The organism is Patescibacteria group bacterium (assembly GCA_035549555.1).
Taxonomy (GTDB): domain Bacteria; phylum Patescibacteriota; class Microgenomatia; order UBA8517; family UBA8517; genus Co84-156.
The window spans coordinates 25,933-39,618 of record DASZQR010000004.1 but is presented as its reverse complement, the minus strand read 5'-3'; the positions used below and the strand labels follow the sequence as shown (position 1 = coordinate 39,618).

Sequence of the window (13,686 nt, the reverse complement as noted above, 5' to 3'; positions counted from 1 at the left end):
GATAGTCCACGTGATTCTTAGTTCTCAGCAGTTTCCATTAAACCATTGGTTAGCTCCTCATATAGATAAACCCTGCTAACATTACCAATGTCATTCACTTGTACAACTGTATTTTTGAGGTAATGCTTATACTGTTCTATATTACACTTCCTAGAGTCTAAAAAAATAATTCTACCGCCACGATTATGGTCAGGCGACTTCATATGATTTATCCTAATATATCCTCTTTGTTTACTTGCGACATAACCTCCTGAGTAGCTGGGATCATCAGCACAACACAGTTCTGCGATAATTCCAGGAAAGTTACAAACTTTAGTTGCTAATACAAGCGCATCTCGTGTTCTTGAATTGTAAGCGCCTATTTTATTGAGTTCTTCGCTTAATTTTTTTTCTGAAGCTTCGGTCATATCAAAATTTGTAGCACGAACACCTCCAAATGGATCATCTTCTACTCGCCGTGAAGTATAGATATCGAATAACATGGCACCGCGCATATTGTAACCTCCTGGAGCTCCACCAACAGCAAGCCAATTCATAGATTTTTTAATCACCTCTTGATTAATGTTTAATTCTTCCAAAATTATTTTAGCTATATGTAGCCCCTCTTGTTTATTTGTAACTTTTACTGTTACGATTGGCAAGCTTTTAATTACATTTATTTCAGTATCAATTTTATTTATAGAGAAATTAACAGCATCTACTGGCCCTAAAGAATGATTTAAAGCTCTATCAAGCATCAGCTTAAGACATGGATAAATTCCACCTGTTGAGGGTATTAAACGTTCAGCTCCAGATACATGTTGAGGCTTTTCATCTTCTTTAGTTTTTCTGGACGCTCTCATTTTAACGGAATACATATATGCACCCAGTAAATAAATATATAATTATTTTAGTATTTACAAAACTTTAACGGCCAGATATTATCATAAAAACTAAATAGATTAATAGTGAAAACTACAACTACCTGTTCTAATTGTTAACATTATAAATATACGGATATCAAAGTCATGAAAATACTTGGCTTAAGTGGTATGGCTCATGATGCTGCAGCAGCTGTTATTGTTGATGGCGAAGTGGTCTCTGCCGTTGAGGAAGAAAGAGTAACCCGAATCAAAAATACTTGGACTTTCCCGAAAAATTCTGTGAAGGAAGCATTGCGAATAGCTAATATCAATGCAAACCAATTGGATATTATCTGTTTTTATTGGAATGACCAATCTGCCTTATGGCCAGCCATCCTGTACGAACTAAAAAATTCACTCAATAAACGGATACCCACTTTGCGACGAATTGCCTCACGTCTACGTGCGGCTTTTTTTCAAAACCAAATAAAGAAAATGATTATAGCAGAAATTTGCGATCATCAAAAAAATTGCTCCATTCCTACCATTTTTTTTGTTGACCACCATTCATCTCATATAGCTCATTCTTTCTATTCTTCCAACTTTGAAAGCTGCGCAGGCCTGGTAATAGATGGCAGAGGAGAATATGCAGCAATCACTGGTTTTGATTGCTCTCAGCAGAACTTAAGAAAACTTTACCAAATTAATATGCCTCATTCCTTAGGATATATATATGGTGCAGTAACACAACATTTGGGCTTTCGTCCCATTTCTGACGAATACCGTATAATGGGGTTAGCACCTTATGGAAAACCTGATGAGAAATTACAAGTTTTTTTTGATAGCCTCATTCAAAGTAAACATCCCTTTCATATTGGCGTTAATCTTCAATATTGTAATTATCAATACAATGAAAAGTTAGATGCACCCTGGTTTAACAATGAAGTGATAAATTCTTTAGGGTCTTCCCGAATATCTGACGAAGAAATTACAGATCACCATGCCAATATAGCATTTGCTTTACAAAAAAAGTTAGAACACTCTATTTTAACCCTTGTTTCTGGAATTAAAAATATCACGAAAAATGAGAACTTAGTACTTGGTGGCGGAGTAGCTATGAACTCTGTTTGTAATAATATAGTTTTTGAGCAGTCAAATTTTAAAAATATATTTGTTCCTCCTGCTCCATCTGATCAAGGCTGCGCCATTGGTTCAGCTCTGTATATTTATTATAAATATAACCACGCAACAACTCGCCCAAACATTCAATCACCTTATCTTGGACCTAGTTATTCTAATGAGCAGATTAAAGATACTTTGGATAACTATAAATTGTTATATAGTGAATACCCTAGCTTAGATTTGATTGCAGAAAAAATAGCCGAAGGAAAGATATGTGGTTTTTTCCAAGGACAAATGGAGTTTGGACCTCGTGCACTTGGCAATAGAAGCATACTTGCTGACCCAAGGATAAAAAGCATGCGAGATAAGATTAATCAGGCTGTCAAATTTAGGGAAGAATTTAGACCTTTTGCCGCTACCATTCTCTACGATAAAATGAATGATTTTACTACAAAACCTGTTGATAGCCCGTACATGAGTTTTGTTTCAAAAGTCAAACTTGATAAACAGGCACTGATTCCAGCCGTGGTACATATCGACGGAACTTGTCGTTTCCAAACCTTAAAGCCATCAGAAAACCCTCTCTATTATCAATTAATTGAATCTTTCTTCAAATTAACAGGTATTCCTTTGATATTAAACACATCTTTTAATGTCAAGGGCGAACCTATTGTTATGTCTCCCTCTGATGCTATTCGTTGTTTTTTTAGCACTGGATTGGATTGTTTAGTTATTGGAAAATTTCTTGTAGAAAAAACTGCGATATGAATATTTATCAAAAAATTATTTATAACAAACATGGAAAATGCCTAAAGCCTGGCAAAAATATAATACTCAATCTTGATTGGCTTATGCTGCATGACGGTTCCATTATGATGGTAGAACGCTACTATCAAGAACATGGCTTTAATCACGTATTTGATCCGGAAAAAATTATCATTGTTTTCGATCATATCTATCCTGCAAACAATGCAATTACAGCAAGCTTACACGAAAAAGCAAGAAACTTTACACGAAAATATGGTATTAAAACTTTATTTGATGGTGGACAAGGAATAAGCCATCAGCTTTTATTAGAAAATCCAGAAATAACAGGTGGCTCAATCCTCTTAGGTGGCGACTCACATACTCCAACCATAGGGGCATACTCCGTACTGGGGCTGGGTTCTGGTGCAACAGATATGACATATGCAATGTTAACCGGAACTACTTGGTTCACTATGGGGCAAACGCTTAAAATTAAGTTATGGGGTGTACCTTCAGATCAAATTACAGCTAAAGATATTGTTCTGTATATTGCAAAAAATATTTCTCCGCAACGTTTGAATGAGAAGTTTATAGTATATGAAGCCGAGCATTCTCTTACATATGATTGGAGAGCAGTTTTATGTAATATGAGTCCAGAGTTAGGAGCAGTAACTGCTATTTTTGAACCAAGTGATTATTATTCTGAAGATCCTTTACGTTATAAACATACCCAAGATTTAATTAGCGATTGCGACAACGATTTTGATGATATAATTGATATCAACATAGATAAGATAACTCCTTTGATTGCGTACCCCCACCAAGTTGATATTGTTTATCCTGTTCAAAAAAAATCTGGCATTAAAGTGGATGTAGTCTTTATAGGCACTTGCACCGGAGGAAGATTAGAGGACCTAATCAGTGCAGCGAAGGTATTTTCAGAAATGCAAAGACCCTTGAGAACAAGACTATTAATTAACCCAGCTTCTATTGCCACCTACAAAAAAGCAATTGAGCTGGGTCTTATCACTCAATTTTTAGAATTGGGAGCAACTATTCTCCCACCTTCGTGTGGCCCCTGTCTTGGACAAAATATGGGAGTACTTGGAGACAATGAAACCTGTGTTTCTACAGGCAATCGCAACTATAAAGGAAGGATGGGCAATAAAAATGCTTCAATTTATCTTTGCTCTCCTGCATCTGCTGCAAGAATTGCAGTTGAGGGAAATATTTAATGATTCTGCAAGGAAAAATTTTAAAACTTGGCAACAATATTAATACAGACGATATAATCGCAGGTCAGTATCTGCGTACCAACGATTTTTCATTGTGGCAATCTCATGTATTCGAAACTCTCGATTCGCAAATCGCATCTATTATTTTAGAAAGACAATTTATATTTGCAGGTGAAAACTTCGGCTGTGGTTCATCCAGAGAACAAGCTGTCATTGCATTAAAATGTTGCGGGATTAAAGCCGTAATTGCCAAATCATTTGGCAGAATATTTTTTCGTAATTGCATTAATAACGGCATTATTGCAGCTACGTTCTCCCAAAATTATTGGGACAAATTTTCTGATGGTAGTGAAATAATAGTGAACACAGAAGAATCAATCTTAATTAATGCTAATCAAGAAAAGTTTATGTTAGACCAAATTAATCCCGTTGCTACTAAAATTTATGAAGCTACCGGCTTATTGGAATATTATAAAATTTATGGTGGATTAGTACTACATGATGAATGAATTATTTACCCATATGGAAATTGCTTGTACTTTCCTAAAAGATAAAGTCGTCCAAACACCTGTTCGGAGATTAAAGTGGCTTGAAGAATTTACTGGAGTTCCAGTATGGGTGAAGCTTGAAAACCAGCAACATACCGGTTCGTTTAAGTATCGTGGTGCTTTATATAGCCTTCATAGTCATCCGAAAGAAATCCCGGTGCTTGCTGCGTCAGCGGGAAATCACGGTTTAGCTGTAGCCCAGGTCTGCCAGCAGTTAGGACTTAAGGCAAATATATATTTACCTTCTAATGCAAGTCGGCTTAAAAGACAACGAATCTTAGAAACAGGAGCTGGCTTAATTGAATATGGATCATCTTTAGATGAAGCAATCTTATATGCAAAGGATGTAGCCAATAAAAATGGTTGGCGCTTTATTTCACCTTATAATGAATTTGGTGTCATAGCAGCTAATTCAAGTATTTCACAAGAGTTTTTCAACCAAGTCTCTGATCTTCAATATTTGATTATTCCTGTTGGTGGTGGCGGATTAATCTCAGGCATGGCAATTGCCGGCAAACAAATAAACCATTCGGTAAAGATTTTTGGCTGTGAACCAAAGAACTATGCTTCCGTAATAGCATCATTAGCTGCTAAACAAGCGGTAAAAGTACCTAACATGCCAACATTTGCAGATGGCCTTGCTGTCAACTTAGAGCCCAACGCTCACACACTAAATTTTATTGCAGAATATGTAGACGACATGGTAATGCTCGATGAAGAGGCACTTGCATTTAGTGTTTTTGCGCTCCTTAACAAAGAAAGCTTATTAATAGAACCCTCTGGCTGTGCAGGGATAGCTGCATTAATTGAACTTAGCCATAAAATAAAATTTACAGGCAGCATAGGAATTGTTTTGTGTGGAGGTAATATTCAAAAAAATATTTTAAATCGCATTCTTCAATTCAATTTTTCAAATTCTCATTATAAATACTTGCTGGATCTCAAAGGCCAGTCTGTTTTACATACCCCCATTAGTAAGTCCTACTCTGGGCAAAATGAGATCAGTAAACCTCTTACTGTAAATAATAAATGCGACAATATTGAATATCAAATCAGCGAAATAAGAAAAGAAGCACAATCCATTAAGGAGGAAATAGATGCCCACCTTCACTTTTGTGATTCTGAAAACTTACCCTATGATAGCCAGCTTACAGCGATATTAAAAAATTATTTAGAACAAATTGACCAACAGATTGATCAACTTTACCCATTGCCCCAAAGTTATGATTTCAAAGAATTAAACCTGATAGAAAATAAAATAAGATGGTTATTACAGGCTTTGTCTCACGTGAGCTCTGCCATTGATTGGAGAGCTGCAGCCTATGATCAGTCACACATAACGCAGTTTTTTAGTCTAAGTTCACAAGAAAATCCTGGAGTTAATTACGATCGATATAATTGCCCACAGCTTAAGCGAATTGAAGAGCAGTTAAGCTTGATATTCAATATACCAAGAGACCTGTGTGGGATAACAATAACATCATCAGGTATGGCGGCATTTTCATTGATTGAGTCGTTTATATTACGCTATTGTGTTACTTCCAACTCAACTTTTCTAATGACACCTTATATCTATTTTGAAGCTAAAGAGCAGTTAGAAAGCCTAAAATTGATAAAATTGAAGCAGGCAAAAGGGTTTAGTGCACAAGACTTGCTAGTAGCTTTGCAAGAAGACTCATCCATTGATGTGATTTTTGCTGACCCATTATCAAATATCGTTGAACAGCCCGTAACAGATATGAAATATCTCATTTCAGAACTTGCCAAATTAAATAGACAAAAACCGATTAGATTAGTTATCGATGGCACCATGGTATCGGGAGCGCTCTTGCCCGAAATTTTAACTACTTCAGATAAAATTGAGATCATATATTATGAAAGCTGTTCAAAATATTTACAAATGGGTCTAGAGTCATGCTTAGCAGGAATAGTCATATATCCGATAAAGTATCAAGCGAACTTTGAAAGACTAAGACGAAATATGGGAAGTATTTTATACAAAAATCAAGCTATCTCATATCCTTACTTTACACGAGAACAATTTTTTAACCGCATACATAGAATTTGCAAGAACGCTTCATCTTTAGCCCTTTTGTTAAACCAAGATCCTGAAGTACTAAAAATAATTGATATTTTTTATCCCACTCTTACTTCGCATCCAAACTATCACATAGCTATTAATTTACCTTACGCTGGAGGATGTGTGACTTTTCAGTTTAAAGAACGTGGAAAAAATAATAATAATTTTCTCGAAGCATTTATAACCAAATTATTACATTTTGCCAAAAATCAACAAATTCCACTTATAAAAGGGCTAAGCTTTGGTTATACCTTTCCTAGAATTTCAGCTGCTTCCAGCATTGCTGAAAGCGAATATCCATTTTTACGATTATACGTTGGAGACCTTGATGAAAACCTAAACGTGAAGTTAGCGGATATTTTTGCAGAAGCTCTTTTAAACCTGTAGAGAGATTTATGACATTACCCCTATTATGTTACCCATATGAAAATAAGGAAAAATCGATATCTCGATTAAGTGAAAAATTAAAAGAATATCCAGATTTCTGCCACAAGAAGAATTATATTTCCTCTATAGAATCTAAATCTGCCGCACTCCAAGCTCTAGATGTGAGGCTAAATATACTAAAAAGTGTCTATCAAAATGATTATCACACCGACTGTTTTGATTACCAACGTTTAGCACAAAGAATTCATGAAGATGATGAGCACATATGGTTCTGGGGTGATCAAATTGAAATTACTAAACTCAGAAATTATTTTAAAGAAAAAAATGCATTCATTCTTCCACTACTAGGCACAGTAACAGCCATTTCTGCCTTTGATGAATTTAGTTTGGGAACAGCTGAATTATGTAGAGCCGGAAGTTCTGCTAGAAACTTCAAAGGTTCACCTGCCATTATTTATCGAGTATTACAATTCTTAACCAAAGCTGAAACCTACCTATATGATAGGTATCATACTTTTATTTTGGTGCCAAGAACTCGTTTTTCCACAGAGAATGTTCGGGGAGGAGAAGCAGTCAAAAAAATCCATACCGAGTTCATTCGCTCTAGATTTTGGGGGTATGCACCTTGGTATGTTATGCAGGGTGGTATGCTTGAGTTTCTTGAATTTAGAGAAATAAATAGGGATACCAATGATGTAGTAAAAGCCATTATGCAGGAAATCCCTTGGTATATTGCTAATCTAGCTGAAGCTGATTATGTGAAAACACTATGTCTACTTAATTTTCAATACGCACCTACAATTATCACTTCTGCAAAACCACCTAAGATAAATTTTCATAAAGTTTCAGCCAGTATGCAAGCATCTACAGATACTAAGCTCAGAGCTTTTAATCATGAAACATTAATTTGTCATTCTGACAATAATCAAGACCTACCTAAAAGCTCTATTTCATCGTTTGATACATTATTTTCTTTATTATTAGAAAATGATAGCGCCTGTAAAGTTGTAAGATTAAATTTATTGGACCATTCGCATTTAAGCATACAAGAATTCCTTTATGAACACGGCTTTAGATTACTCAATATTAGCCCCCCTAAATTATCTTGGGTGATACATAACGGTCAGAAAAAAATAATTGAACAACCACCTTATGGTTTTTGGAGTATGCCCAGCAAAAACTTTCCTTTGGCACCACCTTATTATATAAATAATAAAACCATTGATAACCTTGAATTGAACATACTTAATTATATTAAAAATATTATTGAGCATTATGTATGAACCATTTCAAAACTTTAGGGATAGTAGGTGGTATGGGATCTTATGCAACCTCTCAATTTTTTGAATATATATTAAATTTCACCGAGGCCCAAAAAGAAACTGACCACTTTAGAATTTTAATTGATAACTTTCCACAAATTCCGAATAGAATTCAAGCATTTAACAAGCAAGGTCCATCACCAGCTGATCATATCAGTACTAGCATCAATAATTTGGCTAAGATTGGCGCAGATTTTGTTTCAATACCTTGTAATGCAGTCCATTATTTTTATCATGATATTTCAGAAAAAATAAAAATACCTTGGCTACACATGATACAAATGGTTTCATTACAGCTGAAGTCACATTATAATAATCCATTAATTCTTGGCTCATATATAACCAATAAAGCTAAATTGTATAGCAATTATCTACCCGATTGCCAATATCCTAATGCAACTCTCAACAACCTGCTTGATGAAATAATTACAGAAATTAAATTAAATAAAAAACTCACTACAACCCAACTTTTGAGATTAAAGAAAATTTTAACAAAACAAACGGGTCACGATTCCATATTATTGGCTTGTTCAGAACTTACTTTTTTAACTAAAAGCGAACTAAGCAAGGATTTTGTGTTTTTAGATTCAAGCCAATTATATGCCTCAGCAATTGTTAATACTCTTAAGGCTAATTTATGATTCAAACTACCTCAGAAAAAATATTAATGAGAAATAGAACATTGTCTGTTATGATAAGCATCCTGCCCGCAATAATAGTTCTGTTTTTTAAACCAGATATCAAATTACTTTTTCTAACTAGCCTATATCTATTTTGGTCATGTCTTGAACTCATCATCGAAAATACTGAAAGTAATCTTGTCGCAGCACAAAAACCTTTTGATAAGCATTCTCGTGCCTACATAATTTTATGTCGTCACTTTTGTTTATGGTCAAGCACAGCTTACATTTTATTCCATACAAAAAATAATGAAAATCTTCTTTTGCTATTGGTTGGTTTTCTGCTTATTTTGTGCGGAAGTATGTTAAGATTTTCGGCTATTGTGAAATTGAAAAAATTTTTTACAATGACACTTAATATCGATGATAAACAATACCTGATACAAGATGGTTTATATCACTATATACGTCACCCAAGCTATACGGGTGTTATACTGCTTTTCACTGGCTTTCCGCTCGTTGCTGGTTCATGGTGGTTAGCTATTATCATATTATTTCTGACAAGTGCAGCTGTTTTCTATCGAGTTAAGCTGGAAGAATCGCTTCTAAAAAACTTAAAAAATGATGATTACGAAGCCTACATGAAGAAAACCTACAAACTAATACCTTTTATCTACTAATGATTTCTATGTAGGCAAAGTAGAATTGTAAACAGACCTTATTTTGTTTTCAAAAACTTTTTCTATTGCTAAGGTTAGCTTATCTACACCGAATCTAACCGCATCTGACACAGGTAGTTCTAATTGATATTCCAGCTGTTGTAATTCAAATAAAGCGGCCTCGTCGTGGTTGATTTCCGATGTATTCACTGTCATTGCGATAATTTTTGAATCGGGAATTACCTTTCTTGCAACCTCTTCGGTTTTTTTAATGGCTTCCGGATAGACTGGGATAGGCCAATCTGGAACCGTCCTATTATATTTTTGGCCCATTCGCGAGCACATGATCATTAAATGAGGAGCTGCCCCATTTAATAAGGTCGTTGCAGTACCAAAAAAAACGGGATGAAAAATACTTCCCTGACCTTCAATAATCAAAATTTCGTTATCGTAATTAAGAATATGCTCCTCTAACATACCTCTTGAGAAATCAATGATAGTTGAATCTAAGGAAATGCCTTCTCCTTTAAGAAAAATACCTATTTGTCCGGTTGCAATGAATTTCACATCATAATTTTTCTTACAAAGCACTCTTTCTAACTCTAAGCCAACTGTCATTTTCCCTATATTACTGTCAGTACCAACCGTCAAAATTCTTAATTGAGCGTTTTTATGCCTTAATTCATCTTTAAAATATTCTGGTTGGTATTCTGGATCAATTTTTCTAATATCCCATATAAGATCAGCATAGCCAGGAAAATAATCTCCTAAATATCTAAAAGTGCCGTTTACAATTCTGATATGTTTATTTCTACTAAAGGCCAGTAAATTCTCTATCCCGTTACATATGTTATACATTTCAGTTAGATGATTAAAATCTAATAAGGTGATCACAAAATGTGTAAAACTATCCTTAATTTGTTCTAACGATGTAAATAAATTAATGTTATGTTCATGAAGGTAATTTTGTAATGTGTTAGAGGGCATATAGGATACAACTCCTATCAAGCAGTCTTTTTTATAGCGCCTGATCGCATTTAGGAATTTACCTCTATATGGATTATATTCCCCCTCAAAGTAAGCGATAATTTTCATATTAACACCTGTTCTATTCTGTTAAACTTTTGCTTTATTGAAAAAACTATAAATCCTATCATGGACGAAAATACTATTAAAAATAAAAACATATACAAATAGGCTACAGAAAATTTGCTAAGATTAGAAACAGTGCTGTGCGGTTCTAGTTGGATTATCCTGGCTATTTGTGAAGATAGATAACCAGAGAAGGCAAAAGGAAGTGAAGACAAGCCAACAATGAGACCTTTTAATTCTAGTGGCGAATAAGTAACAATAGCAACATTAAAAGCGGGTAGGATCATTAAATCTCCTATCGCTAAACCTATGGTCCCGACAAATAAAATCCCAAGAGCAGAATGTAAGGTGTAAATATTAAAAGTAATGATTAAGTAAAAAACAAGAAAACTGATTGCCCCTGTCATTCCACCCACAACTATAATTCCAGTTGGATTACTAAGGTAATGATCTTGCCTTACTATTTTGTTAAGAAATCTCATCACAATAGGGAATATTAAAATAATAATAGCTGGCTCAAACGAAACAAATACATTAGCCGGTAAGGAATAAGAATAAAAATCCAAATTAACATAGTTTTTGATAAAAACTAACAACGAGCTCTGTAATTGATAAAGAAATGCATAATAGACGATCACTAACAGACTCAATAATAATAACCTAATAAGGTTAATTTTATGCTTAGTTTGAGATTTTGAGATGATATATATGAGTAATATGATAAAAAAAATAACTATGAAGGGTATTGATGAAGACATTAATTTAGCGAATACAAGATCACAATAGCAAAATACAAACATGGACAATAAAAGACCTAAAAACAAAATCTTGCTTCTCAAATTAATTTTCAATGTATCATCTTTTTTAGGAAAAAAATTTGTAAAAGATACTAGCCCTAACCACACCAAAATTCCAAGAACAGTAGGAATAAAAATAAAAGCCCAATTATAATGCTGGATGATAATTCCGCTTATAATTGGAGCAGTAACGCCTGCGATATTGCTGCTTAAATAAATGAAGGCAAAGCCACGAATTTTTTTCTTATCTTGATCAGTAAATAATTCCCCTAAATATAAAGTCGCATTGGGCAGGTATAAACCAGCACCTACCGCTATTGCTGTTAAACCTAAATAGGTTAAACCCATATTCAGTTGTAGGACTAAAAGAATTGCACCCAGCAAGACAACCCATAGCCCTGATATAACCAATATTCTAAAACCAATCCCGGTGATATTCCTAAACAATCCCCCTAATATAGGCATTATGAATGATAACGCTGTAAACGAGCCAAATATTGCATAAGCTGAATTCAAATTAATGCCACTAATCCGTGAGAAATAAAGTATTATTGTGGATTGTATAGTCCAAAATGCAAACCTTAATAAAAACTCACCTGTAAACAATACCCATACATAACCCAATCGATTACTTGAAGCTGCAATCTCTTCCAAGTGCTTCCCCCCTGACGATTTTTTTCATTCCGTGCAATTTTTACAGTTCTTGTTAACATTACAACTTTTTGCGGGTGGGTCTAGTGATATGCCTTGCTCTTTCTCGATCTTTTTCATCTCATGATTTAAAATCACGGAGTTTGCAATAAATTGACGTCGTACATTACACTTGACTCTATCACACTTCATAGGATCCTTGTGTTTATCAAATCCAAATGCTGGGCAGCCACCAATGCAGATATAACGCGCCCAACATTTACTACAATCTGCATTTTCATCTTCAAGGCGCCAATGCGTACCCCAATAATCTAAGTGTTGCATAGATACGCCTTCATAAATAGAGCCCATTTTAAATTCTTTTTTGCCCTCAGTACGATGGCAGGAATAAATATCGCCATTTGCCGAGATGGAGATAACATTAATACCTGCACCACATTCAACTCCATTATTTTCTAGTATTGAGCCACCCACATAGTTGCTTTTAATGTCATCAGTGTTAAATAGAGGAGATACTTTAGGTACTTTTCTGATGCGACCAATATACTTTGAAAAAGGTTCTAAATCATACCAATTTAATTCCTTATTCATCACCTTATCTTTAAACCAACTCCCAAGGGTATCAATACCTTTATACACTGAATCAATATTCTGCTCTGTAATTAATCCAGGGGTACCCTCAACTCCCCAAATAAAGTCAACCTTTACATTTTCATAGTTATAATCTTCAAATAATGTTCTTACTTGTTCTTGAATGGACTCGCCATATGGACCAAAAAGAGTCGCACGTACCGAGTAATCAACACCACTATCTTTCATACTCTTACCAAAGGTATTATTAACCATGTCAAATGTGGGTTTTCCTTTTTTGGTAGGTCTATAATGATCATGAATTTCTCTTGTTCCATCAACACTTAATCTAATTGCAACATCATTATCTTTAAAATACTGCATAGTATTGGGGGATACAGGAGTGCCATTTGTAGTTAAAAGAAATTCAACAATAACTCCTTCTTGTTGCCCTTTTTCGCGAGCATAGGAAACCAAGGCTTTAACTGCCTTCATATTTAATAAAGGTTCACCACCTAGTAAGCAAAAACCCAGCGAATTGGTAGCTCTATTTTTAAACGAAAAATCCACCAGATCTCGAGCAACCTGTTCTGTCATGGTATAGGCTTTCCCGCCTCCATATTCACCTTCATCAGCATAACAGTATGTACAAGCAAAATTACAAGTGTATGCTATTTGCACAACAACATCCTGCAACATTAATCGTTTTTCATATTTGGGTCTTTGCCTGCGATAATCTGGCCCAAAAAGCAACCCTTGTGAAATAAAACCATTTAAGCGAGATAAGTGTTTTTCCACAAAAGATTGTTTCAGAGTTTCCTCAAGATTATTCATTTGCTTGATTTTTTCTGCTTCATCTAGAGTTAGTTCATAAGTGGATGAGGTTACAACATCGAATAAAACTGGCTTCTGCTGCTCAATCTCAAATAAAGCAGCATGCCGATTATTAAAAAATAATCTAGAAATATTTACTTTATTCATGCGCCTTCTCCTTTTAATAAAATTAAATGAGGT

Annotated in this window: 11 protein-coding genes; 7 read left to right on the top strand and 4 right to left on the bottom strand. The window is 34.6% G+C overall.

Going from position 1 to position 13,686, the window contains the following annotated elements; translation table 11 throughout:
• Positions 1-17 precede the first annotated feature (17 nt).
• Positions 18-857 carry a 6-carboxyhexanoate--CoA ligase gene (locus VG895_00340; protein ID HWA51490.1) on the bottom strand — a complete coding sequence of 280 codons (840 nt, stop codon included), beginning with the start codon at positions 855-857 and terminating at the stop codon, positions 18-20.
• Positions 858-1,007: 150 nt separating this feature from the next.
• On the opposite strand from VG895_00340, the gene VG895_00335 reads away from it, so the two are divergent.
• The 7 genes from VG895_00335 to VG895_00305 are packed head-to-tail and all read left to right on the top strand — an operon-like array spanning position 1,008 to position 9,583.
• On the top strand, positions 1,008-2,732 hold the full coding sequence (locus VG895_00335) for a carbamoyltransferase C-terminal domain-containing protein (protein ID HWA51489.1): 1,725 nt from the start codon (positions 1,008-1,010) through the stop codon (positions 2,730-2,732).
• Positions 2,729-3,946, top strand: coding sequence for a 3-isopropylmalate dehydratase/homoaconitate hydratase family large subunit (locus tag VG895_00330; protein ID HWA51488.1), 1,218 nt, complete (start codon positions 2,729-2,731; stop codon positions 3,944-3,946). Before VG895_00335 ends, VG895_00330 begins: the two co-directional genes overlap by 4 nt.
• On the top strand, positions 3,946-4,455 hold the full coding sequence (locus VG895_00325; GenBank protein ID HWA51487.1) for a 3-isopropylmalate dehydratase: 510 nt from the start codon (positions 3,946-3,948) through the stop codon (positions 4,453-4,455). Before VG895_00330 ends, VG895_00325 begins: the two co-directional genes overlap by 1 nt.
• Entirely contained in the window at positions 4,445-6,961 is a 2,517-nt protein-coding gene (locus VG895_00320) for a pyridoxal-phosphate dependent enzyme (GenBank protein HWA51486.1), read from the top strand. The genes VG895_00325 and VG895_00320 overlap by 11 nt, the downstream gene beginning before the upstream one ends.
• Positions 6,962-6,969: 8 nt before the next feature.
• Positions 6,970-8,244: a hypothetical protein gene (locus tag VG895_00315; GenBank protein ID HWA51485.1), complete on the top strand. Its 1,275-nt coding sequence runs from the start codon at positions 6,970-6,972 to the stop codon at positions 8,242-8,244.
• Complete coding sequence (locus VG895_00310) at positions 8,241-8,924, top strand: amino acid racemase (GenBank protein HWA51484.1); 684 nt, start codon at positions 8,241-8,243, stop codon at positions 8,922-8,924. The genes VG895_00315 and VG895_00310 overlap by 4 nt, the downstream gene beginning before the upstream one ends.
• The gene (locus tag VG895_00305; GenBank protein HWA51483.1) at positions 8,921-9,583 is read left to right on the top strand and encodes an isoprenylcysteine carboxylmethyltransferase family protein; all 663 of its coding nucleotides are present in this window, start codon (positions 8,921-8,923) and stop codon (positions 9,581-9,583) included. Before VG895_00310 ends, VG895_00305 begins: the two co-directional genes overlap by 4 nt.
• Positions 9,584-9,589: 6 nt before the next feature.
• On the opposite strand, the gene VG895_00300 is transcribed toward VG895_00305, so the two are convergent.
• The 3 genes from VG895_00300 to VG895_00290 form a co-directional block, all read right to left on the bottom strand.
• The gene (locus VG895_00300) at positions 9,590-10,657 is read right to left on the bottom strand and encodes a DUF1611 domain-containing protein (protein HWA51482.1); all 1,068 of its coding nucleotides are present in this window, start codon (positions 10,655-10,657) and stop codon (positions 9,590-9,592) included.
• Positions 10,654-12,057, bottom strand: a complete 1,404-nt coding sequence (locus VG895_00295; GenBank protein ID HWA51481.1) for an MFS transporter — start codon at positions 12,055-12,057, stop codon at positions 10,654-10,656. Before VG895_00295 ends, VG895_00300 begins: the two co-directional genes overlap by 4 nt.
• Positions 12,058-12,129: 72 nt before the next feature.
• The gene (locus tag VG895_00290) at positions 12,130-13,653 is read right to left on the bottom strand and encodes a radical SAM protein (GenBank protein ID HWA51480.1); all 1,524 of its coding nucleotides are present in this window, start codon (positions 13,651-13,653) and stop codon (positions 12,130-12,132) included.
• Between the last annotated feature and the right edge of the window lie 33 nt (positions 13,654-13,686).

What these genes read in the sequence shown, in the direction of transcription:
- VG895_00340 (HWA51490.1), bottom strand. Translation starts at nt 857, where the DNA reads ATGTATTCCGTTAAAATGAGAGCGTCCAGAAAAACTAAAGAAGATGAA.
- VG895_00335 (HWA51489.1), top strand. Translation starts at nt 1,008, where the DNA reads ATGAAAATACTTGGCTTAAGTGGTATGGCTCATGATGCTGCAGCAGCT.
- VG895_00330 (HWA51488.1), top strand. Translation starts at nt 2,729, where the DNA reads ATGAATATTTATCAAAAAATTATTTATAACAAACATGGAAAATGCCTA.
- VG895_00325 (HWA51487.1), top strand. Translation starts at nt 3,946, where the DNA reads ATGATTCTGCAAGGAAAAATTTTAAAACTTGGCAACAATATTAATACA.
- VG895_00320 (HWA51486.1), top strand. Translation starts at nt 4,445, where the DNA reads ATGATGAATGAATTATTTACCCATATGGAAATTGCTTGTACTTTCCTA.
- VG895_00315 (HWA51485.1), top strand. Translation starts at nt 6,970, where the DNA reads ATGACATTACCCCTATTATGTTACCCATATGAAAATAAGGAAAAATCG.
- VG895_00310 (HWA51484.1), top strand. Translation starts at nt 8,241, where the DNA reads ATGAACCATTTCAAAACTTTAGGGATAGTAGGTGGTATGGGATCTTAT.
- VG895_00305 (HWA51483.1), top strand. Translation starts at nt 8,921, where the DNA reads ATGATTCAAACTACCTCAGAAAAAATATTAATGAGAAATAGAACATTG.
- VG895_00300 (HWA51482.1), bottom strand. Translation starts at nt 10,657, where the DNA reads ATGAAAATTATCGCTTACTTTGAGGGGGAATATAATCCATATAGAGGT.
- VG895_00290 (HWA51480.1), bottom strand. Translation starts at nt 13,653, where the DNA reads ATGAATAAAGTAAATATTTCTAGATTATTTTTTAATAATCGGCATGCT.